The organism is Acidovorax sp. FG60 (assembly GCF_057808995.1).
In genome coordinates, this window is sequence record NZ_JBMDJC010000004.1 from 66,950 (window position 1) to 91,508 (window position 24,559).

Here is a 24,559-nt window from a genome sequence, read left to right on the forward strand (position 1 = left end):
TGCAGGCTCGCAGATCAATCGAGCGACACGTTGGCCTTGCGGATCACGTCGCCAAAACGCTGGCTCTCGTCCTTGACGAACTGGTTGAACTGCGCGCGTGTGGTGGGGAACTGCTCGTAGCCAAAGGTCTTGAACTTCTCGGCCACTTCGGGGCCAGTCAGGGCCTGTTCGATGTCCTTGCGGATCTTGTCGGCCACGGCGGCGGGCAGGCCGGGCGGCACGGCAATGGCATTCCAGCCCGTGACGGCAAAGTCCTTGGGGCCACCCGATTCGGCCACGGTGGGCACGTCGGGGAACTCGGCCGAGCGCTGGGGCCCGGCAAACGCGACCAGGCGCAGCTTGCCCGCGCGGTACAGCGGGCCTGCGGTGGCGGCGCTGCCCAGCGCAAAGTCGATCTCGCCGGTGGAGACCGAGGTGTAGAGCTGCGTGGTCTCCTTGAAGATCACATGCTCCATCTGCGTGCCGGTGGCCGATTCGAACAGCTCCGAGCCCAGGTGCACCGGGTTGCCCACCGACCAGCTGCCGTAGTTGAGCTTGCCGGGGCGCGCCTTGGCGTCGGCCACGATGTCGCCCACGGTCTTGTACTTGCTGCCCGTGCCCACGGTGAAGAAGAAATGCGTCTTGAACAGCGGCAGCAGCGTGTCGAAGTCCTTGGCCACGTCGTAGGGCAGCTTCTTGAACAGGCTGGGGTACGCGGCCAGGTGCACGTTGTCCAGGATGAGCAGGTCGTGACCATCCTTGGCGCCGCGCTTCCAGGCATCGATGGCGATGAAGCCATTGCCGCCAGGGCGGTTCTCCACGATCACGCCCGTGCCCCAGGTGCGCGAGAGCCTGTCGGCCACCAGGCGGGCCACACCATCAGGGCCGCCGCCCACGGGGAAGGGGCTGATGATGCGCACCTGCTTGGTGGGGAACTGCTGCGCGGCGGCGAATTGCGGCGCCAAAGCTGCGGCCGCGGCCACGCCCAATGCCAGGGACAACGTGCGGCGGAGACGGAAAGAGGGAGACACAGAGAACGTCATGGAATACAGAACAGAAGAAAAACAATAGCTATAAATTAATAGCTACTAGCGCTTATTGAATAAGCGCTAGAGGCCAAAAAGACTTGAGACCGGGGTTCAGTCGATGTACCTGAGGCCTGCCTTCTCCAGGCCGGGGCGCATGTTGTACATGTCCAGGCCCAGCACGCCGCTGGCGAGCTTGGCGCGCTTCTCGCCCTCAAAGCTCTCGCGCTTTTGCGCGGCGGCCAGGGTGTCGGCCGCGCGGGCGGCGGGCACACACACCACACCGTCGTCGTCGGCCACGATCACGTCGCCCGGCGTGACCAGCGCACCGGCGCACACCACGGGGATGTTGACCGAGCCCAGCGTGGCCTTGATGGTGCCCTTGCTGCTGATCGCGCGGCTCCAGACGGGGAAGTTCATCTCCTGCAGCGTCTTCACGTCGCGCACACCGGCGTCGATGATGAGCGCGCGCGCGCCCCGGGCCTGGAAGCTGGTGGCCAGCAGGTCGCCAAAGTAGCCGTCGGTGCACTCCGAGGTGACGGCCACCACCACGATGTCGCCGGGCTGGATCTGCTCGGCCGCCACATGCATCATCCAGTTGTCGCCGGGCTGCAGCAGCACGGTGACCGCCGTGCCGCTGACCTGCTGGCCGCTGTAGATGGGGCGCATGTAGGGCTTGAGCAGGCCCACGCGGCCCATGGCCTCGTGCACGGTGGCCGAGCCCAGGGCGGCCAGGCCGTCAGCGGCTGCGCGGTCGGCACGGTTGATGTTGCGGTAGACAACGCCAAGTTCAAACATTTCAGAGCCCCTTTGCTTTCAGACGGGTATCGAGTCGGGAGAACACACGGCGCGTGTTGGCTTCGTAGATCTGGTGCTTGTCTTCGGCACTGAGGATCTTGGACGCCTCGATATAGCGCTTGGTGTCGTCGTAGTAGTTGCCAGTAGTGGGGTCGATGCCGCGCACCGCGCCAATCATTTCGCTGGCGAACAACACGTTCTTCACCGGGATCACGGTGTTGAGCAGGTCGATGCCGGGCTGGTGGTACACGCAGGTGTCGAAGTACACGTTGTTCATCAGGTGCTCGTCCAAGAGCGGCTTCTTCATTTCCTGCGCCAGGCCCCGGAAACGGCCCCAGTGGTAAGGCACCGCGCCGCCGCCGTGCGGGATCAAAAACTTGAGCGTGGGGAAGTCCTTGAACAGATCGCCCTGGATGAGCTGCATGAAGGCCGTGGTGTCGGCGTTCAGATAGTGCGCGCCGGTGGTGTGAAAGCACGCGTTGCAGCTGGTGCTCACGTGGATCATGGCGGGCAGGTCGTACTCCACCATCTTTTCGTAGATGGGGTACCAGTGCTTGTCGGTCAGCGGGGGGCTGGTCCAGTGGCCGCCGGAAGGGTCAGGGTTCAGGTTGATGCCCACGGCGCCGTATTCGTGCACGCACTTTTCCAACTCAGGGATGCAGGTGGCGGGGTCCACGCCGGGGCTTTGCGGCAGCATGGCCACGGGCACGAAGTGGTCGGGGAACAGCGTGGAGACCCGATAGCACAGCTCGTTGCAGATGGCGGCCCAGGTGCTGGACACATTGAAGTCGCCGATGTGGTGGGCCATGAAGCTGGCGCGCGGGCTGAACAGCGTGATGTCGCTGCCGCGCTCCTTCATCAGCTTGAGCTGGTTGGTCTCGATGGACTCGCGCAGCTCGTCGTCGCTGATGTGCAGGTCTGCCACTTTGGGCATGGCGGCTGGGTCTTTGATGCCGGCGATCTGCGCATTGCGCCAGTTCTCCAGCGCCTTGGGGGCCGTGGTGTAGTGGCCGTGGCAGTCGATGATGAGGCTCATTTTTGGGTGCTCCTGGAAGGTGTTCTTGTGATCGGTCAGGCGGGGGTCATGCCCTGCTTTTGCTTGGCGTCCGCCGCAGCGGGAGAGGCCAGGTAAGCCAGCAACGCACGTGCTGCATCCGCCTGTTGCGAATGCACGCCAACGCCTGCGGAAAACGTGGTGGTGATCTGGATGGCCGGTGGCAACGGGCCCACGATCTGGATGCCCGGCACGTGCAGCAGCTCGCTCAACTGCTGAAAGCCCAGCGCCACCTCGCCCTTGGCCACCAGCGAGCCCACCGGCACCCCAGGGGGCGCCTGCACCATGCGCGGTGCGATCTGTTCGGCAATGCCCCAGCGCTCGAACAGCTTGGCCAGTGCCACGCCGCTGGGGCCGGTGGACAGGCTGATGCTGGGCGCGGCCAGCACGGCCTGGCGTACTGCGTCTTCGGTGCGGATGTCGGGCAACGGTGCGCCTGCAGGCACGGCCACGGCCACGCCGGAGTGCACCCAGTCCACCTTGCTGTCGGGCAGCAGGTGACCCGCAGCCAAAAGCTTGTCGATGGCATCGGAGGCAAGGATGACGACGTCGAACGCCTCACCGGCCGCCACACGCTTGGCCGCGTCCACGCCGCCCACCGATTCGATGGCGGCCTGCGTGCCCGATTGCTGCGCAAACCCGGCCCCCAGCTCGGCCAGCACCTGGCGCGTGGCCATCGACGAAATGCCGCGAATTTCTGGGGGGGTCATGCTGTGTCTCCTGCCGGGCTGCGGGTGGCCCGCGCGTTGCGTGCGCTGGGGTTCCATGGCGCTGATTGTGGTCAGCGCAGGGCCAAACAAGAAGGCGGCACCGGCACTACCAGATATATCATTCCGTGATCGTTGACTTGGAGCTATTCAAATAGCAGAGAGCATTCCCCATGGACCTCAAGCAGATCGAATACTTTGTGCGCGTGGCCGAGCTGGGTAGCTTTACCCGGGCTTCGGTGGTGCTGGACATTGCCCAGCCCGCCCTGAGCCGCCAGGTGCGCCTGCTGGAGGTGGAGCTGCGCCAGAACCTGCTGGTGCGCAATGGCCGGGGTGCCACGCCCACCGAGGCGGGCAAGCTGCTGCTGGAGCATGGGCGGGGCATCCTGCACCAGGTGGAGCGTGCGCGCGAAGAGCTGGGCCGTGTACGCGGCGCCCTCGCCGGGCGTGTGGCCATTGGCCTGCCGCCCAGCATTGCCAAGGTGCTGACCGTGCCGCTGACCCGCGCCTTCCGCGTGAAGCTGCCCGATGCGGCGCTGGCCATCAGCGAAGGGCTGTCGGTGGCCATGCGCGAGTCGTTGACCACAGGGCTGCTCGACATTGCGCTGCTCTACAACACACCCCCTGCGCCGGGCATCGAGATCACCGCGCTGCTGGAGGAAGACCTGTTCCTGGTGCAGCGCCGCGCCGTGGGCCCGAGCGAGGCGGAGGCCGATGCCCTGGCCCGCACGCCACTGCCGCTGAACGAGCTGCCCCGCTTTCCGCTGGTGATCCCCACGCGCCCCAACTCGATCCGCATGCTGGTGGAATCGGAACTGGCCGCGCGCGGCAAACGCCCCCAGATCAGCCTGGAGATCGACGGTGTGGCCGCCATCCTGGACCTGGTGGCTGATGGCGCCGGGTGCGCGGTGTTGCCCATGAATGCTGTCACCACATCGGGCAAATCGGAGGTGTTCAGCACCCGGCCGATTCTTGGCGCCAACTTCGATGGCGAGGACAGCGCCCGCCTGCGCAGCAAGCTGTTTCTGGCAGTGAGTTCGCAGCGCCCCGCCACGCTCACGCAGCAGGCGATGGCAGAGCTCATACGCACCACGCTGCAAGCGCTCTATAAAAGCCCCCCCTGAGCCGCTGCGTGCAGTCCCTCCCAAGAGGGTCGGCGCCCTTGCCGCCGGACGCCCCTTGCACGGCGCCCCTGGCATTGCGCCACGCCAGTTTCACAGGTTGGTAGCGATGCGCAGCATCATCCGTTCTCAGGCGTGTTGGGCAGACTGCCCAACACCCTGTCTGCATAGTCCTGCCAAGGCGCATTCTTGGGCAGGTCCGCAAAAACACCGGCGCGCGCCAGGTCGGCCACCCACTGCTGCTTGGCTGCAATGGCCGATGCCATTAGCGGGTCCATGCCCGCCTCGCGCACAGTGTGTGCCGACTCGCGCATTTCCTCGGAGCGGCGCTGGCCGTGCTGCACCACGCGGCTGAAGAAGTAGCTGCCCTGCTGCTGCCAGTCGATGGATGGAAAGGTTTCGGCCAAGGTGGGCAGCACATGGTCTTCCACACCGTAGTGGCGGGCCGTGGCGTAGCTCTCTATCACCAGCGCCTCCAGCCCCTTGATCATGACGCTGCGGCACATCTTGATGGCACTTGCCACGCCCAGCTGGTCGCTGACTGGCTTGGCGTCCATGCCCCACCCGCGCAACACGGGCGCCAGTGTGGCGGCGTAGGGGCCTCCGAGCAGCATGGGCACGGCGATGCCATAGGGCGGCACCGACGTCATCACTCCCGCCTCGACGTACCGGGCGCCACGCGCATGGATCAACGCGGCGGCCTGCTGCTTGGTGCCGGGGGATGCGGAATTGAGGTCCAGAAAGAACGCGCCAGGCCCAATGTGCAGCGCCACCGCCTCGGCCACCGCCAGCGTGTTGCTGGCCGTCACGGCCGACACAATGAGCTGGCGTCCGGCGCACAGGGCCACAACACTGTCGGCCGCAACCGCGCCCGCCACCTGTGCGTGGGCGAGCGGCTCGGGGTCCTTCGCAGGGTCGATGAACTTCAGGTCCCATACCGCCAGATCGCTCACACCGGCTTTGCGCAGGCCTGCTGCAAAGATACGGCCCACCTCGCCGTAGCCGACGATACCCAGGCGGTCCACGCGGTCCACAGGGGGCAAGACTGGGTTCTCTTCGGTCTGCATGGTGCTGTCAGGTTTCATTGCTTGGGGATGCCCGCGCGCTCCATCACGGCGCGCCAGCGGTCGATGTCGGTTTTGAGCAGGGCAGCGGCCTGCTCGGGTGTGGAGGTGCGGGGCTCGACGTTGAGCGCGCGCAGCTGCTGCTGCACGGCGGGTGTCGCCACGGTGGCCACCACCTCGCGCTGCAGCCGGTCCACCACCGCGCGCGGTGTGCGCGAGGGCACGGCCAGCGCGTTCCATGAAGCGGCCACAAAACCCTTCACGCCCAGCTCCACCGCCGTGGGCGCATCGGGCAACACCACAGAGCGCTGCTCGCCCGTGACCGCCAGAACGCGCAACGCCCCGGCGCGCACCTGCGGCAAGGTGGGGCCCAGAATCTCCACGCCCACATCCACCTGCCGACCCCGCAGCGCGGTGATGAGTGCGGGCGTGCCGTTGAACGGCACCACCTGCGCATCAATGGCCGCGCTGCTTTTGAACAGCTCGGCCGCCAGGTGCTGGGTGCTCCCGATGTTGATGCTGCCGATATTGAGTTGGCCTGGATGGGCCCGCGCATGCGCCAGCAGCTGGGCCAGCGTGCGGTGGGGCGAATCGGCAGGTACCAGCACCGCGATATCGAAGAAACCCAGCGTGCTGACCGGAGCGAAGTCGGCCAGCGTGTCGTAGGGCAGCGACTTGAAAAGGCTTGCGGATACCGCCGTGCCGTTGGACAGGAGGAACAGCGTATGCCCGTCGGGCTCCGCGCGTGCGACCGCATCGGCAGCCGCCACACCCCCGGCGCCGGGGCGGTTGTCGATGACCACGGGCTGCCCCAGCCGCGCGGCCAGCACGGTTGCCACGGCGCGTGCAGTGAGGTCACCCACGCCGCCCGCCGCAAAGGGCACCACGATGCGCAGCGCCTTGGTTGGGAACGCGGGCTGCGCATGCACCCGCAGCGCAGTCAGCGCCAGGGAAGCCGCCGCAGCAGCAAAGACACGGCGGCGCTGCATGGTCAGTGCTCCACTGCGGTACATGCCGCCACAGCCGTCGCAACTGACGCGGCCACGCCAGCGGCCGCCGCGCAAGGGCCGGCCCGCCGCGCTGGCGGCGTCCCCCTTGAGGGGGAAGCTGCGAAGCGGCTCAGGGGGGGCTTCATTCAAAACCTCAAAACGAAGATCACGATGCTCGGGAACGCCACCAGGATCGCGGTGCGTATGAAGTCACTGGCGACAAACGGCAGGATGGCGCGGTAAGTGGCCATGATGGGGACGTCTTTGGCCATGCTGTTGATCACAAACAGGTTCATGCCCACGGGCGGCGTGATGAGGCCCACCTCAACCACGATGAGCACCAGAATGCCGAACCAGATCGCGAACTCTTCGGGCGTGAGGCCAAAGTCCAGCGCAGTGACGATGGGGAAGAACACAGGGATGGTCAGCAGGATCATGGACAACGAATCCATGAAACACCCCAGCACCACATAGATGACCAGGATGGCGACCAGCACCACCATCGGGCTCAGGCCCGACCCGGCCACCATCTGCGCGGCCTCCTGGGGCAGTTGCGACAGCGCCAGGAAGGTGTTGTAGACACCCGCGCCCAGCACGATCATGAAGATCATGCCCGTGGACACGGCTGTGCCCATCACGGCGCCGACCAGAGTCTTGCGGTTCAGCCCACCCGATAGCCAGGCTGCCACGCCCGTGCCAAAGGCCCCCACGGCAGCGCCTTCGGTGGGTGTGAAGAATCCGAGGTAGATGCCGCCCACCACGGCAATGAAGATCAGCAGCACCGGCCAGACCTTGGCCGTGGCTTTCCAGCGCTCCGCCATGGGCATCGGGGGCACGGTGCCCATCTCCTGGGGCCGCCACCGGGCGTAGAGTGCGATCACGATGACGTAGCCAATCGCCGCCATGATGCCCGGCACGAAAGCGGCCAGGAAGAGCTTGGCAATGTTCTGCTCGGTCAGGATGGCGTAGATCACCAGCACCACCGAAGGCGGTATCAGAATGCCCAGCGTCCCCCCCGCCGCCAGCGTGGCAGTAGAGATGCCGCCTGCGTAGCCTGCCTTCTTCAGCTCAGGCAGCGCCACCTGACCCATGGTGGCCGCCGTGGCCAGCGATGAGCCGCAGATGGCACCAAAACCCGCGCAGGCGCCCACGGCCGCCATGGCCACGCCGCCCTTGCGGTGGCCAATCCAGGCCTCCGCCGCCTTGAACAGCGCCTGCGACAAGCCACCCAGCGCCGCAAACTGGCCCATGAGCAGAAACAGCGGAATGACCGACAGCGAGTAGCTGGAGAACGTGCTGAAGGTGACCTGCTTGAGCTGGTTGAGCACCGGCGCCGTAGTGCCGTAGATCAGCCACGCACCCACCAGGCCGCAGACCAGCATGGCCAGGCCAATGGGGATGCGCACAAAGATGAGGAACAGCAGGATCGGGAACGACCAGGCTGCGAGTTCGACGCCGCTCATCAGTGCACCCCCGCTTCGGTGGTCCAGCCTTCGGGCTCCTTGCCGAGGCCCAACAGCGTAGCGGTGCGTGCCAGGTAGGCGAGGCAGCCGATGACGGCGCCCACCAGGCAGGCGGCATAGGCCCACCACAGGGGCATCTGCAGGATGAAGGTGGTTTCCATGTATTGCTTCTTCTCGACCATGCCTTCGTAGAGCTTCCAGGTCATCAGCAGCCAGACCGCCAGCATCAGCAGGTCGCTGACCAGCAGCACCGCACGCTTTGCCCAGGCGGGCAGGTGCGTGTACAGCAGGTCCACCGTGGCATGGCCGCCCTTGAGATACGTCCAGGGCAGAAAGAACAGCACGGCAACACCCGTGCCCATCTCCACCAGTTCAAAATCGCCCGGCACCGGCCCCAGGCCCAGGCCGATCAGCGCCCGGCCCGTGATGCTGGCCACGATCATGAGGGTGAGCGCGACCAGCACGATGCCGCCCACGATGGCGGCCCAACGGGACAGCCGGTAGATAAATGCAATCATGCGGAGTTGTTCCTGCAGAGGTCCAGAAAAGGGGCGGCGCACACAGCCGCTCCCGCAGCGCCCTTGGCGCCGTAGAGACAAAGCAACAAGCAGGCAGCCAGGGCAGGCCACCTTTCGCAACCAGGGCCGGCCCGCCGAGCCACCGGCTTACTTGCTGTGCTTGGCAATCAGTGCGCGGGCTTCAGCAGCGAGCTTGGCGCCATCAAAGCCCTTGGATTTGGACTCGGCGACCCAGTCCGTCTCCACCGCAGCGGCCGTGCGGCGCCAGCGCTGCGTCTCGGCCACATCCAGAGCCACGATGTTGTTCTTGGCGCGCTCGGCAATCTGGCGGCCCACCTTGTCGCCCTCGTCCATGGCACGACCGAACATGGCAGCGGCCTCAATGCCGGAGTTCTTGTCGATCACAGCCTTGAGATCGGGTGGCAGCTTGTCATAGCTGGCCTTGTTCATCGAGAACGCAAAAGTCTGCGTGTACAGGCCTTCCTTGCCAGCAAAGGTCGTGTGGTTGCGCACCAGCTCGGTCACCTTCAACGAGGGCGTCACCTCCCAGGGGATGGTGGTGCCGTCAATCACGCCTTTGGACAGGGCCTCGGTCACAGCGGGCACAGGCATGCCCACAGGCGTGGCGCCCAGCTTGGTGAGCATGTTGTTGATGATGCGCGAGCCCCCACGCACCTTCATGCCGCGCAGGCTCTCCAGGCCGGTGACCGGCGCCTTGGTATGGAACAGGCCGGGGCCATGCGTGTGCACGGCGATCAGCTTGACGTCCTTGAACTCGTCGGCGGCGAACTTCTCGACGTATTCCTGGATGGCGCGCGAAGACGCTTCAGCGCTGCCGCTCATGAAGGGCAGCTCGAACACTTCGGTCTTGGGGAAACGGCCGGGGGTGTAGCCCAGCACCGTCCAGGTGAAGTCCACCACGCCATCGCGCGCCTGGTCAAACAGCTGTGGCGGCGCGCCGCCCAGTTGCATGGCGTGGAACAGTTGCACCTTGATCTTGCCGCCCGAGTCGGCCTCGACCTTCTGGGCCCAGGGCACCAGGGCCTTGGCCGGGATGGTGGCCTGGGGTGGGAGCATCTGGTGCAGCCGCAAGGTCACGGTCTGCGCCATGGCACTGCCAGCCACCGTTGCCAGGGCCGCCGCCCCCAGGGCCGTCAATGCGGCGCGTCGCTTGAAGAAGTTCATTTTTTGTCTCCGGTCTCGATTTATCTGCACATCTGCGAGGCCACACCCCAGGGCCGCAGAGAACCTGCGGCATGGAGCGGGACACTGTCCCGCCCCCACTGTGCATGCAGTCGCATCCACATGCCAGTTCTATGACGGACTTTCAGCTATGCCGTAACGTTATGAAACCGGTGAAACCCGCAGACCCTGCAACCCTCGCGCTTGGTTGGTTGTCCGTCACCCCCGCCGAATGAGCGTGAGGGCGGGCATGTCGGCATGCACCTGCCCACCGGCCTGGCCCGACAAGGCTGCACGCAGGTTGCGCTGCGCGAGGCGCGAATGCTCGCGCATGATCGCCTCGGCCCGCGCGCCCTCGTGGTGCTCAATGGCGTCCAGCAGCTGGCGATGCTGGTCTTGGGCCACCACCAGCAAGTCGCGCGCCTGCGGCGAATGGGTCTGCACCATCACAAAGGCCGAGGGCGACGCAAACGGCAAGCCCTTGACCCGCTCCAGCTCCCGCGCCACCACATCGCTGCCCACCATGCGGCCCAGCAGCAGGTGAAAACGTGCGTTCAGCTCCACATAGCGCGAGAAACCCACGTCGTCCAGCGTGGAAGGGGCCAAGGTGGTGTCGATGGCATCCAGGCAGGCATGGGCGTCGGCCAGCACGGCGGCATCCACCCCGCGCTCGGCCGCCAGGCGCGCGGCCAGCCCCTCCAGCGTGCCGCGCAGTGCAATGGCGTCGGCCACATCGGTTTCGGAAAAGGTGCGCACGGCGTACCCGCCCCCGGGCAGCAGCTGCAGCAGGCCCTCTTGCTCCAGCCGCATGAGCGCGGCGCGGATGGGCGTGCGCGACACCCCCAGCTTCTCGACGATGGCCAGTTCGGCAATGCGCGCACCGCCCGGCAACTCGCCCGCCAGGATCATTTCACGCAGGCGCAGCTGCGCCTTCACCGACTGCGAAGCGCCACCCTCGGCAGCGTCGCCCGGGGCGGAATCCGCCAGGAGGGGCTCAGAGAGGTTCATGTGGAGTGTGCGGAGAGATGATCAAAAAAACCATGCAACCAAGGCTTGGGGCAGCCCGGCGGCCCATTAATGTATACATACAAAAACCAAATCAACTAGAAAATTCAAAAAATAGCTTCAAAAAACAAGGGCATATGCGATATACCCATTCGCGATAGCTGATTTTCAACGATTGAATGTATACATCGAACGGCCTTTTTTGCACAATCCGCTTCACAACACCAAAGCGCTGAAGGCGGCCTGCGGGCCAGGCCAACAACATCCCACCACCCCACGGAGAGAGACAAGCATGTTTCCCAAAAACGCCTGGTACGTAGCCTGCACCCCTGACGAGATTGCCGACAAGCCCCTGGGCCGCACCATCTGCGGCGAGAAGATCGTCTTCTACCGCCCCGCGCCCGACCAGGTCGCCGCGCTGGACGACTTCTGCCCCCACCGGGGCGCACCACTGTCGCTGGGCACGGTGTGCGAAGGCCACCTGCAATGCGGCTACCACGGCCTCAGGGTGGAATGCACGGGCAAGTCGGTGTCCATGCCCGGCCAGCGCGTGCAAGGGTTTCCCAAGGCGCGCAGCTTTCCGGTGGTGGAGCGCTACGGCTTCATCTGGGTGTGGCCCGGCGACGCCGACAAGGCCGACCCCGCCACCATCCACCACCTGCCCTGGGCCAACAACCCCGAATGGGCTTACGGCGGTGGGCTGTACCACATTGCCTGCGACTACCGCCTGATGATCGACAACCTGATGGACCTGACGCACGAGACCTACGTGCACTCCACCAGCATCGGCCAGAAGGAAATCGACGAGGTGCCCTGCAAGACCCGCGTGGAGGGAGACGAGGTGATCACCAGCCGCTTCATGGAAGGCATCGAAGCGCCGCCCTTCTGGAAGATGGCGCTGCGCATGAACGGCCTGCCCGACGACCGGCCGGTAGACCGCTGGCAGATCTGCCACTTCACACCACCCAGCCATGTGCTGATCGAGGTGGGTGTGGCGCTGGCGGGCAACGGCGGCTATGACGCGCCGGCGGACAAGAAGGCATCGAGCATCGTGGTGGACTTCATCACGCCGGAGACGGACACCTCCATCCACTACTTCTGGGGCATGGCGCGCAACTTCAAGCCGCAAGACCCCTCGCTCACCACGCAGATCCGCGAGGGCCAGGGCAACATCTTTGCCGAAGACCAGGACATGCTGGAGATGCAGCAAGAGAACCTGCTGCGTTACCCCGACCGCAAGCTGCTCATGCTGAACATCGACGCAGGCGGGGTGCAGTCGCGCAAGATCCTGGACCGCATCATCGCGGCCGAGCAGGCCGCCGCTGCACCCCAGGCGGTGGCCGCATGACCGCGCAGGAAACGATCCAGGTCCGCGTCGTCAAAAAGCAGGCCGAGGCCGAAGGCATTGCCAGCTTCGAGCTGGCGCGCGTGGACGGCGCCGCACTGCCCCCGTTCAGCGCGGGTTCGCACATCGATGTGCATCTTCCCGGAGGTGTGACGCGGCAGTATTCGCTGTGCAACGCCTCGCACGAATCGCACCGCTACCGCATTGCCGTGCTGCGCGATCCGGCGTCGCGTGGCGGCTCGGTCGCCATGCACGACAGCGTGCACCAGGGCGATGTGATCACCATCAGCACACCCCGCAACCACTTTGCGCTGCACCCAGCGCAGCGCACGGTGCTGCTGGCCGGTGGCATTGGCGTCACGCCGCTGCTGTGCATGGCCGACCGGCTGGCGCGCACGGGCGCCGACTTTGCGCTGCACTACTGCACGCGCTCTGCCGAACGCACGGCGTTTGCTGCCGAAATTGCCGCATCGGCCATGGCACCGCGTGTGCATTTCCATTTCGATGCGGGCCCGGCCGAACAGAAGCTGGACATTGCCGCTGCGCTGGCCGCGCCAGGGCCCGACAAGCGCCTGTATGTATGTGGACCGGCAGGCTTCATCGACCACGTGGTGAACAGTGCCAAGGCCCTGGGCTGGGCGCAGGACCACATCCACCTCGAATACTTTGGCGCCCCTGCGCAGGACACCTCGGGCGATCAGGGCTTTGACGTGCGCATTGCCAGCACGGGCAAGGTCTACGCGATTGCGCCCGATGTGTCGGTGGTGGAAGCCCTGCGCAAGGAGGGCATCGACATCCTGACCTCGTGCGAGCAGGGCGTGTGTGGCACCTGCCTCACGCGCGTGCTGGAGGGCGAGGTGGACCACCGCGACATGTACCTGACGGACGAAGAAAAGGCAGCCAACGAGCAGTTCATGCCCTGCTGCTCGCGCGCGCGCAGCAAGCTGCTCGTGTTGGATTTGTGAAGTTGAACACCCCCTGAGTCGCCTGCGGCGCCTTCCCCCTGAAGGGGGACGACGCCCTCGCTGCGGGGCGGCCCTTGCCACGCGTCCCCCGCGTGGGGCTCGCGAGAGTTTGGCTGAAAACTCCTGAATTGATAGCTGCTAGCGCTTATCTATCAAGCGCTAGCAGCCAATTTCACTCAAAACTCACTCTTCCACGGCCGTGCGGATCGTGTCGCGGCCGTGCCGGTCTTTGACGCGGCCCAGGTCGGTGTCGAGCGCGCGGGCCAGTTTGTCCACAGCGCCGATGAAGGCGTTGGCCATCTTGTCGGCTTCGTCGGTCACAGTGACCGGCTGGCGGCCGGTCACGCGGGCCTCGATGCGGCAGCGTTTGTCATTGGCGCCGGACTTGCCCGCATCCAGATCTGACAGAAACACCTCCAGCCGCGTGATGTGGTCCTGAAAGCGCGTGAGGCGGCTCTTGGACTCGTCCGTGATCCATTGCGCGAGCGACTCGCCGCCGTGGATGTGGTCGTCAGTGTTGACTTGTACTTGCATCAGAGTTCCTTTCAGATGACGTTGCTCAGGGGTCCATGATGGCACCGCAGGCCTTGACCCCGGAAAACACATGTCAAAACATCCTCAGAACCTGTTCAAGGTCTTTTCGGGGATCGCATTGGAGTGCCATCGGGAGGAGTGGAAGCTTCGGATGCGCCGCATGGGCTCGTGCCCATGCAAGCAGCCGGGGCGCCAAAGCTCCGAGTTCATCGGCCCGATTTCACTCCAACCCTTCGGGCAAGTGCCTTGTGCGACCCCGAAAAGACCTTGAACAGGCTCCTACAACTTGTCCAGCGCCACGGCGGGCGACCAGTCGCTGCCAACGGGCAAGGCGCGCGCCTCTGCCACGCGCTGCTGCAGGTGCAGCGCCGCCGCATCCCCAGGCACGCGTGCCAGCACCTGCGCCAGATAGCCGCTGGCACCGTCCCAATCGCGCGCGTGGAAGGCACTGAGCGCGGCCAGGCTGGCATCCCGCACAGCGACATCGTCACACGGTGTGAACACACGCACGGGCTCGGTTTTTCCCTTCACGACCACATCATCGAGCGCGCGCAGAGCCACCGAGGAAGGTAGCTGCGCGGCGGTGGCGGCAGAGAGCAGGATGCCGGTGCCAAAGGCCTTGTTGGCGCCCTCCAGCCGTGCGGCCAGGTTCACCGCATCGCCAATCGCGGTGTACGAAAAGCGCTGCTCCGACCCCACGTTGCCCACCACCACCCGCCCCGTGTGCAGGCCAATGCGCATGTGGATGGGCGGCAGGCCCCGCGCACGCAGGTCGGCCACCAGCACCTGCATGGCCTGCTGCATGGAGATGGCCGCAGTCACCGCGTGCTCGGCGTGCTGCGGGTCGTCGAGCGGCGCTCCCCAAAAGGCCATCACCGCGTCGCCGATGAACTTGTCCACCGTGCCACCCGTGGCGTGCACGATGGGCGTCATGGCGTTGAAATACGCAGTGAGCACTTCCACCGTCTGCTCGGCACTCAGCTGCTCCGATAGCGTGGTGAAGTTGGCCAGGTCAGTGAACATGAGCGTGACCTCGCGCGCCTCGCCGCCTAGGCGCATCAGCTCGGGCTGCGCAATGAGGCGCGAGACCACGGCGGGCGGCACATACTGCGCAAACATCGCCCGCGTCTGGCGCGCGCGCCGGCGCACAAAGGCATAACCCGCCAGCGCCGCTGCACCATAGACCGCCACTGCCGCCGCCGCAGGCAGCAAGGGCGGCCACCACAGCTGAAAGCGCCCGAACAGCCACCACGAGGCCCCCGCTATCGCCGCCACCAGCGCCGCCGCCAGCGCTGCGGCGCCCGCCGGGTGCAGCCTGCGGTTGCCCCAAAGCAGCAAGGGGACCAGCAGCGCTACGAGGGCCAGCGTCCAGCCTTCGGGCACGCTGCGCAGCCCGCCGCCGGTGAGGTAGTTGTCCACCAGCGTGGCCTGCAGTTCCACACCGGGAAACAGGCGCTCGCCCCCTGCGGTGCCAAACGGTGAATTGAACAGGTCGGCCTGCGACCGCGACAACTCGGTCGCGGTGCGCGCCGAGCGCCCCACCAGCACGATCTTGTTCTTGAAGAAGCCCGCTGGCAGCAGGCCCGGCTCCAGCGCCTGGTAGTACGAGCGCGTGTCAAACGTGCCGCGAGGGCCCCGGTAGCCGATCCAGTCGAAGTGGCGCAGCACCGGCAGCCTGGGATGCTCCGCACAAATCGCCGCGCCGTGTGCATCTGTGGCCTCGGGCGGGCTGCGGCGTTGCAAATCCTCGCAATAGCTGCGGCTATTGCTGCGTTTTGCGCCTGGCAGCCCATCCCGATCCACAGCGCACACTTGCCGCTCGATTTGTGCAAAGCATCCCTGCCCCCACGCCTCGGCCGCGCGCTGGGCCAGCCGCAGGGCAAAACCCTCGCGCGCCACGGGCACACGGCGCACCACAAAGTCATCGTCGGGCTCCACCCCGGCATCGCCCGCATCTGCTCCGGCGTCCAGAAACCGCTGCAGTGGCATCACGTCCAGCCACAGCGCAGCGTTGCTGCTGTCGATCTTTTCACGGGTGGCGGCCAGCACCACGGGGCCGGTCTCTGCGATGGCCTGCGCCAGTGCGGCATCTTCGGTTTCGGTTGATGGGTCGGCGAACACGATGTCCAGGCCCACAGCGGCGGCACCCTCGTCGTGCAAACGCTTCAAAAGCGCTGCATGCACGCTGCGCGGGAAGGGCCAGGTGTGTTGCAGCTCTTGAAACGTGGGTTCGTCAATCGCCAGGATCACCACGGGCAGCGCCGTGCGCTGCGGCGCAGTCCAGGCCGTGAGCACGTCGAAGGTCTTGAACTCCAGCGCGTGCCAGGTGCGGCTGAACGTGGCCGCCCCCACCAGCAGCAGCGCCAGCGCGCAGGCTGCCAGCGCGTAGACCTGTTGCTGGCGCCGGACCGCTGGTGATGCGGAATCAGAAGCGGTAGCGCGCGTCCAGAACATACCGGGTCTTTCTGCGGTCTGACTTCGGCGCCCACAGGTTCAATGCGGCCACGCCCACCACCCAGTGTTTGTCCTGCGATTCCCAGAAACCCATCAGGTCCAGGCCCCAGCCGGGCGCCATGCGCGTGAGGTTTTCCTTGTCTTCAAAACGCTCCGACCGGTACACCGCACGGCCGCTGACATAAAACCGCTGCGGGCTGACCCAGGTGGCGCCCAGCACTGCGGTGTGGCGCGGAATGTAGGGGATGCGCCCTGCCGGCCCTTCCGTGTCGTAGATATGGCTTTCGCTGCCCTGGTAGAGGTACTTGGCGTAGCCCGACCAGCGCCGGTTGAACATGTGGTTGACACCGGCACCCAGTGTCTTGAGGGTGCCAGCGTCGAAGCTGGGCGTGTCTTCCAGCAGATCTGTGGTGGAGAGGTTGACCAGCTGGACGTTGCGCATTTCTTCCAGGAACGGCAGGCTGGGGGTGCGCAGGTCTACGCCCACGGTACCGGGGTTGCGCACACGCAGATGGTCTGCACGCAGGCTCAGGAACGTATTGGCTCCCAGTTCCATGCCCAGTTGCGCCACGGTGCGCTTGTGGCGGCCACCGGCTTCCACCAGCCGGTCTTCCACGGGAATGCCGGCCGTTTCCACACTGGTGAGGGTGGAAACGCTGAGTGGCCGCAGCCAGTCCTGGTAGGCCATGCGCACGGTGGTGCCTGCGGCGGGTTGCCACACCATGCCTACGCGGGGGGTGACGACGCGTTCCATCTCTGCGCGGCGCGCTTCCACCTCACTAAATCGGTCCAGCCCCACCAGGTAGCTTTGCGTCAGGCCATCCACGCGGTGGCGTATCTGCTGCAGCCCCAGCGCGGCATCCAGGTTCAGCGCCGGGTCCAGCCGCTGCGTCGTCGCCAGGGTAAGGCCCGTGTAGCGCCGATCCACATGGTTGTAGCCGCCTACCAGCAGGTAATCACGATAGGGCCCCTCACCGGGAATGTCGGCGCCCACCACGGCCTCGCCACCGATCAGGTTGTTCTGGCGCTCGCGCACATGCTCCAGCGCTACGCTCCAGCGGCTTCCGGGCGCTGTGTCTACCGTATGGCGCAGCTGCAGGTCGTTGATCTGCTTCTTCGGTTCGCTGCTCACACCCATCAGGCTTACAAAGGGTGGCTCCAGGTACAGGGTCGGATAGCGCAGCAGCAGGATGTTTTCCACGCTGCGGCCGAGCTTGATCCAAGTCTGTTCGGTCGGGCCCCAGCGGTAGGACATGCCCACGGCGCCCTGGGTACTGGTGTTGTCCATCGCCGTCTCGAACAGGTTCTGGCTGCGCAAACGCATGTCGAACTGGTTGACATAGGCAAACAGGTTGATGCGCTCGGTAGGCTGCATGCCAGCCCCCACCGTGACTGCCCGCGCGCGCACGTCGCCATAGCCACCGCGCACGGCAGGCGCATCGTTGACCTGGAGGTCAAACGGAAAATCGCTGGCATTGGCTGACTGCGCCTTGAAGAACCACGACACGGGCACACGGCTGTTGTCCATGCCGTTGAGCGTGACCGCAGGGGCCCGCATGCGGTACTGGTCGCGGTCCAGCGTCACCCCCACCGCCCCATGGGCCCCGGGTTGCTGCAGCAGCGACGAATAGCGCTGGCTCGCACCAAACGCCATCGGGTCTGTGAGGAAACCCTGGAACAGCGCCGAGTTCTTGTTGAACTCGCCGGCATACCGGTCCGCCAGGAACAGGTGGCTTCCGCCCCAGTAGGGATAGAAGCTCTGCTGCGCCAGTTCCAGCGCCCAGTCTTCCATGCCAAAGAAGGCCATGGAGGCACCCAGGTTGGCGCTGCCTTTCTGGTCGTTGGCGACCTGGTTGAGCGACTTGAGGTAGGGCATGCGTTGCACCGCTGCGCGCGCAGCCTCCACGGCTTCGCCGGGCTGGAACAGGTCGGTGTGGATCTGTGCCAGCAGCATGTAGGGCACGGGGTCCTTGTCGTCCAGGCTGCTGGCCTGGCGCAGCGTGGCCAGTGCGTCCTGGTGGCGGCCGAGCTGGTAGTACGCCACGGCCGTCCAGGTTTTGGCGCGGGCGTAGCGGGGCTCCATAACGCCCGCGCGCAAAAAGGCATCCAGCGCGGCCTGAGGGTCGCCCTGCTTGAGGTGCAGCAGCCCCTGGCCGGTGAGTGCCACGTAGTCCGCCGGGTTGTCGCCCAAAGCGGTGGCAAAGGCCTGGCCCGCCTCGGTGAACTGGTTGGTGAAGGTTTCCAGCGTGCCCAGTTCGCCCCAGGCGCCGGGGTTTTGGGGCGACAGCGCCAGCGCCTGCTGCAGATTGGCGCGGGCGGGGCGGGCGTCTTCGCGTTCGGTGTGGGCACTGCCCAGGCCCTGCCAGCCCCGGGCGTCTTGCGGCGCGAGCTGCGTGGCCTCGGTGTACGCACTCAGCGTGCCGGGGGCATCTCCCCGGCGGCGGGCCAATTCAGCCCGCACCATCGCAAGCTCTGCATGCGCCGTGCCCTGTGCCGGGGCCAGCGTGGCGGTGGCCTCGTCCACGCGGTCGCTCAGCAGTTGCACCCGGGCCAGCTGGGCCACCAGGGCCGGGTGCGCGGGCCAGCGCTGCAGGGCGGCGCGCAGCGTGGTGGCCGCGGCGGCGGCGTCGCCTTCCATGAGCAACACGTCCGACTGCATGAGCCAGACCGGCAGCGGGGCGGCCGGCGTGGCCGCCTGGCGGGCCAGCTGTTCGCGCGCAGCGAGGACATCGCCCGCCTGCAGCGCGATGGCAGTCTCCATCACGGCCGCCCAGGGTGCGGGTGCGCTGCCGTTTGCTTTCGCCTGCGCCAGCGCGGCACGCGCGGCAGGCAGATCGCGGGCCACCAGCGCGGTGCGCACGGGGGCCAGCGCTTCGGGCACGGGTTCAGCAGAAAGGTGCGGCAGCGGGTCGGCGCGCAGGGCGTTCACCCACTGGATGCGGTCGCGCGGCTGACTCAGCACCAGCTTGACCGGGGCCTTGCCCACCTCGGCATAGGCAGCCTCGTTGGCGCCCACCGACACCTGCCCCTGGGCATTGGAGAACTCCACCGTGCCCGACAGCACGGTCAGCAAGGTGCGGCCGTCGTCCTCCACGCTGATGTCCCAGTCGGTGCCCCGGATCGCCGCCGTGGCCGCCGGGGTCTCCAGGTTCAGCCGCGAGCCATCGGCGCGGCGCGTCTGCGTCCAGGCCCGGCCCGCGTTGAGCAGCAGCGTGGTCACCGGCTGGGCGGGTGTGGCCACGCCCTTGACCTGCAGCACCGTGTTCTGGTGCAGGCGCAGCTGGGTGTCGTCGGCAAACAGCAGGGCCATCCGCGCGGCTTGCCGGGTGCGCACGAAATCGCCCGTGGCGAGGGCCTGGGCCGGGCGAGCGGGCTGCCAGTCGGCTGCAGCTGCGGCACGCTGGTCGCCCGTGCCCTGCAGGCTGACGATCTCGGCGGCAGCACCTGCGGGCACAGCAGCCTGGGCCAGCAGCGGCCAGGCCAGGGCGGTCAACGTGGCCAGCGCCGTGAGCGCGGGCAGGCAATGCTTCTTGTGGGACATGTCGTGGGCTTTCGGGGAAGGCTAGAGGGGCACCACCTGGCGCAGCCTCCCTGGCGCCCGGCGAGCAGAAATTATGGCCAGCCCACCGCCCCAACCGGCCTCTTGCGAGACACCGCACGGTTGCATTTTCATGAAGAAAGCCACATTTCGTAGCACTGCTTTACCGGCGGCAGGCCTCGCGCAGCCCTGCACGGCCCCTTCCTACAGACGTGGCGCGGGGGCGGTGCTACAAATTGGTAACCCAAGATTGCATTGATCACACGCCCCGCGCGTGTTCCCTGGAGCCCACCACCCATGCCCGCCGCACCCCGCCTCAAGATTGGCCTGTCCGCCTGCTTTCAACACGCCGACCCCGCCCGCCCGTTGTTCACTGGCAAGACGCTGCAGTACGTCGAGCAGTCCATCGCCCACTGGCTCATGTCGGCCGGTGCCATGGTGGTGATGGTGCCCTGCCCCACGGGCGAGACGGCACGCGGTGACGTGACGCTGGACCACTACGCCGAGTGGCTCGACGGCATCGTGATGCACGGTGGCGCCGACGTGTGGCCGGGCAACTATGGCGAGGAGCCCCTGCGCGAAGAGTGGGTGGGCGACCGCGTGCGCGACCTGTACGACCTGGCCGTGGTGAAAGCCTTTGCCCAGGTGGGCAAGCCCATCTTTGGCGTGTGCCGGGGCCTGCAGCTCATCAACGTGGCCTTTGGCGGCGCGCTGTACCAGGACATCGAGACCCAGCACCCCGGTGCGCAGCAGCACCGCAACGCCAGCACCTACGACCAGCATTTCCACGACATCCAGATCCTTCCCGACTCGCACCTGGCCACGCTGTACCCCAACACGCCACGCGCTCGGGTCAACAGCATTCACCACCAGGGCATCAAGCGAGTGGCGCCCGAGTTTGTGGTCGAGGCCCTGAGCGAGCCCGACGGCGTGCCCGAGGCGATTCGCCTCAAGCCCGCGCCGGGGCGCGGCTACATCGCCGCCACGCAATGGCACCCGGAGTTCCACAAGCAGGGTTCAGACACGCTGGACGACACGGCCATCCTGAATGACTTTCTGGCGGCGTGCGAACAGGCCAAGGCCCACCCACGGCCGGTGCTGCGCCCCGCGCCTTCGTTGCGGGAACGGGCGGCGCGGCGGCTGCGAAAGGCGCTGTCACGGCAGCGCGACTGACCCCGCGGGTCAGGCTCCTTCCACAGGCAACACAGCGGCCAAGACCTCTTGCAGCTGCGCCCGCAGCCAGCGGTGTGCCGCGTCTTGCTGGTAGCGCACATGCCAGATCAGGTACATGGGCAGACTGGGGCAGGCCACGGGCACCGGCACACCCGCCAGCGCGGCCAACGCGGTGCGCCCCATCAGCGACGGCGCTGTAGTGAGCAGCGAGGTGCCCCGCACAAACGCGGGCAGCGCGGCAAAGCCGGGCACGCGCACCACCAGGCGGCGGCGCACACCACGTGCTTCCAGTTGCCGGTCCAGTTCCAGCCCCCGGTGCGCCTCGTAAGCCACCGTGGCGTGGTCCGCCGCCAGGTACTCCGCCTCTGAGGCCGGAGCGCTGCGCACGACCGGGTCATAGAACACGCGGTATTGGTCTTCAAACAGACGCTTTTGCACGATGTCGGTGCCCTCGGGCGGGCGGGGGCTGATGACCAGTTGGCACGCGTCAGACCGCAGCAGCTCGGCACTGGGCGCGCCGCTGGGCACGATGCGCAGCGTGACGCCCGGTGCAGCAGTGCGCAGGCGCGCGGCCAGCGCGGGCAAAAGCAGATCGCGCTGAAAGTCGTTGGCGGCGATGGTCAGCTCGGTCTGCCAGGCGCTCGGGTCAAACTCGGCCCCTTGGGCAAACAGCTGCATCTGGTGCAGCATGTCACGCGCGGGCTGGGCCAGGGCCTCGGCCCGGGCGGTGGGCACGATGCCACGCCCGCGCTTCACAAAAAGCGGGTCGCCGGTAATGGCGCGCAGCTTGTCGAGCAGGTGGCTCACGGCCGACTGGGTGACGCCCAGGCGATCAGCCGCCGCCGTGATGCTGCCCGTCTCCAGCACCGCCAGCAGCAGCTTCAGCAGGTGGCCGTCCAGCGCTGATCCATCGAAATTGCTCATGCATTCGATGATGTTTTGAGGCTTCATCTTTGGCAATGGCGTCGCGACACTGCGGGCTGACTTACATCAAGCCCCGGAGACTTCCATGCCTTCCCCACTGCCCCCGATCCCCGGCACCACGCCGTTCGATGGCGACCAGGCCCGCAAGGGCTACGCGCTGAACAAGATGTGCTTCTCGTTCAACGACGAAGCCAACCGCAAGGCCTTTCTGGCCGACGAAGAGGCGTACATGAAGAAGTACGGCCTGAACGAACAGCAGGCCGCCGCCATCCGCGCCAAGAACGTGTTGCAGCTGATTGCCGCGGGCGGCAACGCCTATTACCTGGCCAAGTTCGCGGGCATCTTCAAGCTGGACATGCAGGACATCGGCGCGCAGCAGACGGGCATGACCAAAGACGAATTCAAGGCCATGCTGGTCGCAGCGGGCAAATAAGGAGACAAACCCATGGCACAACTCATCGGTGGCCTCGGCACCTCGCACATCCCGGCCATTGGCAACGCCATCCACAAGGGCCTGCAGAACGATCCGTACTGGAAGCCCTTCTTCGACGGCTTTCCGCCCATCCGCCAGTGGCTGGACGAGAAGAAGCCGGACGTGGTGGTGATGTTCTACAACGACCACGGCCTGAACTTCTTTCTCGACAAGATGCCCACCTTTGCCGTGGGTGCGGCGGCGCAATACAACAACGCCGACGAAGGCTGGGGCATCCCCACGCTGCCGCCCTTCCCGGGCGAGGTGGACCTGTCATGGCACCTCATCAACACGCTGATCGAGCAAGAGTTTGACGTGACCACCTGCCAGGAGATGCTGGTGGACCACGCCTGCACGCTGCCGCTCAAGCTCTTCTGGCCCGAGGGCGATTGCCCCGTGGCGGTGGTGCCGGTGTGCATCAACACCGTGCAGTTCCCGCTGCCATCTGCCAAGCGCTGCTACGCACTGGGCAAGGCCGTGGGCCAGGCGATCCAGAGCTGGGACAGCGACAAGAAGGTGGCGGTGATTGCCTCGGGCGGCCTCAGCCACCAGCTCGACGGCGAGCGCGCGGGCTTCATCAACAAGGCGTTTGACCTGCAGTTCATCGAGAGCCTGACCACCAACCCCGAATGGGCCACGCAGTTCAGCGTGCACGAGCTGGTGGAAAAGACCGGCACCCAGGGCGTGGAGCTGCTGATGTGGCTGGCCATGCGGGGCGCCCTGGCCACTGCGAGTGCGGGCGTGCGGCGGGTGCACAGCAACTACCACATCCCGATCTCGAACACGGCGACCGCAGTCATGGCACTGGAAACGGTCTGACCTCGTCGATTTCAAGCATTTTTAGCCGCTAGCGCTCATCCATAAAGCGCAAGCAGCTATCAATTCAGGATCGGCAACCTCTCCACAATTCCCCCCAGGCTGGTGTCAGGCATCCGAGATACTGTAAATTCATCCAGTGAATTTACAGTCCAAACTCGCCATCCTGGCCGACGCCGCCAAGTACGACGCCTCGTGCGCATCCAGCGGTGCTGCGCCGCGCAACTCGGTGGGCGGGCGCGGCATGGGGTCCACCGAGGGCATGGGCATCTGCCACAGCTATGCGCCGGACGGGCGCTGCATCTCCCTGCTCAAGATTCTGCTCACCAACTTCTGCCAGTACGACTGCCTGTACTGCGTGAACCGGCTGACCAGCAACGTGCCCCGCACACGCTTCACGGTCGATGAGGTGGTGCAGCTCACGCTCGATTTCTACCGCCGCAATTGCATCGAGGGGCTGTTCCTGTCCAGCGGCATCATCCAGAGCCCGGACTACACCATGGAGCAGGTGGTGGAGGTGGCCCGCGTGCTGCGCGAAGAGCACGACTTTCGCGGCTACATCCATCTGAAGACCATTCCCGATGCAGCGCCGGAGCTGATGGAGCGCGCAGGCCGCTATGCGGACCGCCTGTCCATCAACATCGAGCTGCCCACGGCCGAAGGCCTCACGGCCCTGGCGCCAGAAAAAGACAGCGCCGCCATCGACCGCTCCATGGCCCGCATGGCGGTGCACATTGGAGAATCCCGCGCCGCGCGCAAGGAGCAGGCTGCACTGCCCATCGTGTCCATGCCGCAGTCGCGCACCACACTCCGCGCCAGCGTGCCGCACTTTGCGCCCGGCGGGCAGAGCACGCAGATGATCGTGGGGGCGGATACGACCAACGACCGCACCATCCTCGCCACCAGCGCGCGGCTGTACGGCGTGCACCGGCTGCGGCGCGTGTACTACTCGGCCTTCAGCCCCATCCCCGACGCGGCCCGCGCCCTGCCACTGGCCGCGCCACCCACGGTGCGCGAGCACCGGCTGTACCAGGCCGACTGGCTGATGCGCTTTTACGGTTTCACCCACGACGAGATCGTGCCGCCCAGCCAAGGCAACCCAGGCAGCCAGGCCGGCATGCTGGCGCTGGACATGGACCCCAAGCTGGCCTGGGCGCTGGCGCACCGCGAGCGTTTTCCGGTCAACCTCAACACCGCCCCGCGCGAACTGCTGCTGCGTGTGCCGGGCCTTGGCGTGCAGACCGTGGACCGCCTGCTGACCGCGCGCCGAGTGCGGCGCCTGCGCCATGCGGACCTGGCGCGGCTGCACGTGCCGCTGAAGAAAGTGCTGCCCTTTGTGGAGGCGGCCGACTACCGCCCCGGCCGTGCGCTGGACGCTGCCGACCTCGCCGCGCAGTTCACGCCGCCGCCGGTGCAGCGCAGCCTGTTCTGAG

21 protein-coding genes are annotated in these 24,559 nt (G+C 66.3%); 7 read left to right on the top strand and 14 right to left on the bottom strand.

Annotation, left to right across the window (positions count from 1 at the left end; genetic code table 11):
- Positions 1-14 precede the first annotated feature (14 nt).
- The 4 genes from ACODS0_RS07475 to ACODS0_RS07490 form a co-directional block, all read right to left on the bottom strand.
- A complete protein-coding gene (locus ACODS0_RS07475) occupies positions 15-1,022 on the bottom strand; it encodes a Bug family tripartite tricarboxylate transporter substrate binding protein (RefSeq protein WP_488833964.1) in 1,008 nt (335 codons plus the stop codon).
- 96 nt (positions 1,023-1,118) lie between these two features.
- The gene (gene ligK, locus ACODS0_RS07480) at positions 1,119-1,802 is read right to left on the bottom strand and encodes a 4-carboxy-4-hydroxy-2-oxoadipate aldolase/oxaloacetate decarboxylase (protein WP_488833965.1); all 684 of its coding nucleotides are present in this window, start codon (positions 1,800-1,802) and stop codon (positions 1,119-1,121) included.
- Between the two features lies 1 nt (position 1,803).
- Positions 1,804-2,838, bottom strand: a complete 1,035-nt coding sequence (locus ACODS0_RS07485; protein WP_488833967.1) for an amidohydrolase family protein — start codon at positions 2,836-2,838, stop codon at positions 1,804-1,806.
- Positions 2,839-2,873: 35 nt separating this feature from the next.
- Positions 2,874-3,566 (bottom strand): substrate-binding domain-containing protein, encoded by a 693-nt coding sequence (locus ACODS0_RS07490; RefSeq protein ID WP_488833969.1) that lies wholly within the window; start codon positions 3,564-3,566, stop codon positions 2,874-2,876.
- Positions 3,567-3,736: 170 nt separating this feature from the next.
- Here ACODS0_RS07490 and ACODS0_RS07495 point away from each other — a divergent pair, with 170 nt between their 5' ends.
- A complete protein-coding gene (locus ACODS0_RS07495; RefSeq protein WP_488833970.1) occupies positions 3,737-4,687 on the top strand; it encodes a LysR substrate-binding domain-containing protein in 951 nt (316 codons plus the stop codon).
- Between the two features lie 116 nt (positions 4,688-4,803).
- On the opposite strand, the gene ACODS0_RS07500 is transcribed toward ACODS0_RS07495, so the two are convergent.
- From ACODS0_RS07500 to ACODS0_RS07525, 6 genes are all read right to left on the bottom strand, one after another.
- Positions 4,804-5,751, bottom strand: a complete 948-nt coding sequence (locus ACODS0_RS07500) for an NAD(P)-dependent oxidoreductase (protein ID WP_488833972.1) — start codon at positions 5,749-5,751, stop codon at positions 4,804-4,806.
- Positions 5,752-5,765: 14 nt separating this feature from the next.
- On the bottom strand, positions 5,766-6,737 hold the full coding sequence (locus tag ACODS0_RS07505) for a Bug family tripartite tricarboxylate transporter substrate binding protein (RefSeq protein ID WP_431151146.1): 972 nt from the start codon (positions 6,735-6,737) through the stop codon (positions 5,766-5,768).
- A gap of 146 nt (positions 6,738-6,883) precedes the next feature.
- Entirely contained in the window at positions 6,884-8,200 is a 1,317-nt protein-coding gene (locus ACODS0_RS07510; protein WP_488833974.1) for a TRAP transporter large permease, read from the bottom strand.
- Positions 8,200-8,718 (bottom strand): TRAP transporter small permease, encoded by a 519-nt coding sequence (locus tag ACODS0_RS07515; protein WP_488833976.1) that lies wholly within the window; start codon positions 8,716-8,718, stop codon positions 8,200-8,202. Before ACODS0_RS07515 ends, ACODS0_RS07510 begins: the two co-directional genes overlap by 1 nt.
- Before the next feature lie 147 nt (positions 8,719-8,865).
- Positions 8,866-9,903: a TRAP transporter substrate-binding protein gene (locus ACODS0_RS07520; protein ID WP_176887441.1), complete on the bottom strand. Its 1,038-nt coding sequence runs from the start codon at positions 9,901-9,903 to the stop codon at positions 8,866-8,868.
- 216 nt (positions 9,904-10,119) lie between these two features.
- The gene (locus ACODS0_RS07525) at positions 10,120-10,908 is read right to left on the bottom strand and encodes a GntR family transcriptional regulator (protein ID WP_055398490.1); all 789 of its coding nucleotides are present in this window, start codon (positions 10,906-10,908) and stop codon (positions 10,120-10,122) included.
- Between the two features lie 289 nt (positions 10,909-11,197).
- Between ACODS0_RS07525 and ACODS0_RS07530 the strand changes: the two genes are divergently transcribed.
- On the top strand, positions 11,198-12,253 hold the full coding sequence (locus ACODS0_RS07530; RefSeq protein ID WP_488833978.1) for an aromatic ring-hydroxylating dioxygenase subunit alpha: 1,056 nt from the start codon (positions 11,198-11,200) through the stop codon (positions 12,251-12,253).
- Complete coding sequence (locus tag ACODS0_RS07535) at positions 12,250-13,215, top strand: PDR/VanB family oxidoreductase (RefSeq protein ID WP_488833982.1); 966 nt, start codon at positions 12,250-12,252, stop codon at positions 13,213-13,215. Before ACODS0_RS07530 ends, ACODS0_RS07535 begins: the two co-directional genes overlap by 4 nt.
- A gap of 183 nt (positions 13,216-13,398) precedes the next feature.
- On the opposite strand, the gene ACODS0_RS07540 is transcribed toward ACODS0_RS07535, so the two are convergent.
- From ACODS0_RS07540 to ACODS0_RS07550, 3 genes are all read right to left on the bottom strand, one after another.
- Positions 13,399-13,749, bottom strand: coding sequence for an HPF/RaiA family ribosome-associated protein (locus ACODS0_RS07540; protein ID WP_055398493.1), 351 nt, complete (start codon positions 13,747-13,749; stop codon positions 13,399-13,401).
- Positions 13,750-14,028: 279 nt separating this feature from the next.
- Positions 14,029-16,203: a CHASE2 domain-containing protein gene (locus tag ACODS0_RS07545; protein ID WP_488833984.1), complete on the bottom strand. Its 2,175-nt coding sequence runs from the start codon at positions 16,201-16,203 to the stop codon at positions 14,029-14,031.
- A complete protein-coding gene (locus tag ACODS0_RS07550; protein WP_488833986.1) occupies positions 16,175-19,744 on the bottom strand; it encodes a TonB-dependent receptor domain-containing protein in 3,570 nt (1,189 codons plus the stop codon). Before ACODS0_RS07550 ends, ACODS0_RS07545 begins: the two co-directional genes overlap by 29 nt.
- A 294-nt stretch (positions 19,745-20,038) precedes the next feature.
- Between ACODS0_RS07550 and ACODS0_RS07555 the strand changes: the two genes are divergently transcribed.
- Positions 20,039-20,914: a gamma-glutamyl-gamma-aminobutyrate hydrolase family protein gene (locus ACODS0_RS07555; protein WP_218300916.1), complete on the top strand. Its 876-nt coding sequence runs from the start codon at positions 20,039-20,041 to the stop codon at positions 20,912-20,914.
- Positions 20,915-20,923: 9 nt separating this feature from the next.
- Here ACODS0_RS07555 and ACODS0_RS07560 read toward each other — a convergent pair whose 3' ends face one another.
- Positions 20,924-21,865: a LysR family transcriptional regulator gene (locus ACODS0_RS07560; protein WP_488833988.1), complete on the bottom strand. Its 942-nt coding sequence runs from the start codon at positions 21,863-21,865 to the stop codon at positions 20,924-20,926.
- A gap of 58 nt (positions 21,866-21,923) precedes the next feature.
- Between ACODS0_RS07560 and ACODS0_RS07565 the strand changes: the two genes are divergently transcribed.
- From ACODS0_RS07565 to ACODS0_RS07575, 3 genes are all read left to right on the top strand, one after another.
- Positions 21,924-22,271 carry a protocatechuate 4,5-dioxygenase subunit alpha gene (locus ACODS0_RS07565; RefSeq protein WP_228897247.1) on the top strand — a complete coding sequence of 116 codons (348 nt, stop codon included), beginning with the start codon at positions 21,924-21,926 and terminating at the stop codon, positions 22,269-22,271.
- Between the two features lie 12 nt (positions 22,272-22,283).
- The gene (locus ACODS0_RS07570; RefSeq protein WP_228897246.1) at positions 22,284-23,129 is read left to right on the top strand and encodes a class III extradiol dioxygenase family protein; all 846 of its coding nucleotides are present in this window, start codon (positions 22,284-22,286) and stop codon (positions 23,127-23,129) included.
- Positions 23,130-23,265: 136 nt separating this feature from the next.
- Positions 23,266-24,558: a putative DNA modification/repair radical SAM protein gene (locus ACODS0_RS07575; RefSeq protein ID WP_488833990.1), complete on the top strand. Its 1,293-nt coding sequence runs from the start codon at positions 23,266-23,268 to the stop codon at positions 24,556-24,558.
- Position 24,559: the final 1 nt, after the last annotated feature.

Bases quoted from the DNA above. Each gene is read 5' to 3' on its own strand.
- ACODS0_RS07475 (WP_488833964.1), bottom strand. From the start codon at position 1,022: ATGACGTTCTCTGTGTCTCCCTCTTTCCGTCTCCGCCGCACGTTGTCC.
- ligK (WP_488833965.1), bottom strand. From the start codon at position 1,802: ATGTTTGAACTTGGCGTTGTCTACCGCAACATCAACCGTGCCGACCGC.
- ACODS0_RS07485 (WP_488833967.1), bottom strand. From the start codon at position 2,838: ATGAGCCTCATCATCGACTGCCACGGCCACTACACCACGGCCCCCAAG.
- ACODS0_RS07490 (WP_488833969.1), bottom strand. From the start codon at position 3,566: ATGACCCCCCCAGAAATTCGCGGCATTTCGTCGATGGCCACGCGCCAG.
- ACODS0_RS07495 (WP_488833970.1), top strand. From the start codon at position 3,737: ATGGACCTCAAGCAGATCGAATACTTTGTGCGCGTGGCCGAGCTGGGT.
- ACODS0_RS07500 (WP_488833972.1), bottom strand. From the start codon at position 5,751: ATGCAGACCGAAGAGAACCCAGTCTTGCCCCCTGTGGACCGCGTGGAC.
- ACODS0_RS07505 (WP_431151146.1), bottom strand. From the start codon at position 6,737: ATGCAGCGCCGCCGTGTCTTTGCTGCTGCGGCGGCTTCCCTGGCGCTG.
- ACODS0_RS07510 (WP_488833974.1), bottom strand. From the start codon at position 8,200: ATGAGCGGCGTCGAACTCGCAGCCTGGTCGTTCCCGATCCTGCTGTTC.
- ACODS0_RS07515 (WP_488833976.1), bottom strand. From the start codon at position 8,718: ATGATTGCATTTATCTACCGGCTGTCCCGTTGGGCCGCCATCGTGGGC.
- ACODS0_RS07520 (WP_176887441.1), bottom strand. From the start codon at position 9,903: ATGAACTTCTTCAAGCGACGCGCCGCATTGACGGCCCTGGGGGCGGCG.
- ACODS0_RS07525 (WP_055398490.1), bottom strand. From the start codon at position 10,908: ATGAACCTCTCTGAGCCCCTCCTGGCGGATTCCGCCCCGGGCGACGCT.
- ACODS0_RS07530 (WP_488833978.1), top strand. From the start codon at position 11,198: ATGTTTCCCAAAAACGCCTGGTACGTAGCCTGCACCCCTGACGAGATT.
- ACODS0_RS07535 (WP_488833982.1), top strand. From the start codon at position 12,250: ATGACCGCGCAGGAAACGATCCAGGTCCGCGTCGTCAAAAAGCAGGCC.
- ACODS0_RS07540 (WP_055398493.1), bottom strand. From the start codon at position 13,749: ATGCAAGTACAAGTCAACACTGACGACCACATCCACGGCGGCGAGTCG.
- ACODS0_RS07545 (WP_488833984.1), bottom strand. From the start codon at position 16,203: ATGTTCTGGACGCGCGCTACCGCTTCTGATTCCGCATCACCAGCGGTC.
- ACODS0_RS07550 (WP_488833986.1), bottom strand. From the start codon at position 19,744: ATGTCCCACAAGAAGCATTGCCTGCCCGCGCTCACGGCGCTGGCCACG.
- ACODS0_RS07555 (WP_218300916.1), top strand. From the start codon at position 20,039: ATGCCCGCCGCACCCCGCCTCAAGATTGGCCTGTCCGCCTGCTTTCAA.
- ACODS0_RS07560 (WP_488833988.1), bottom strand. From the start codon at position 21,865: ATGAAGCCTCAAAACATCATCGAATGCATGAGCAATTTCGATGGATCA.
- ACODS0_RS07565 (WP_228897247.1), top strand. From the start codon at position 21,924: ATGCCTTCCCCACTGCCCCCGATCCCCGGCACCACGCCGTTCGATGGC.
- ACODS0_RS07570 (WP_228897246.1), top strand. From the start codon at position 22,284: ATGGCACAACTCATCGGTGGCCTCGGCACCTCGCACATCCCGGCCATT.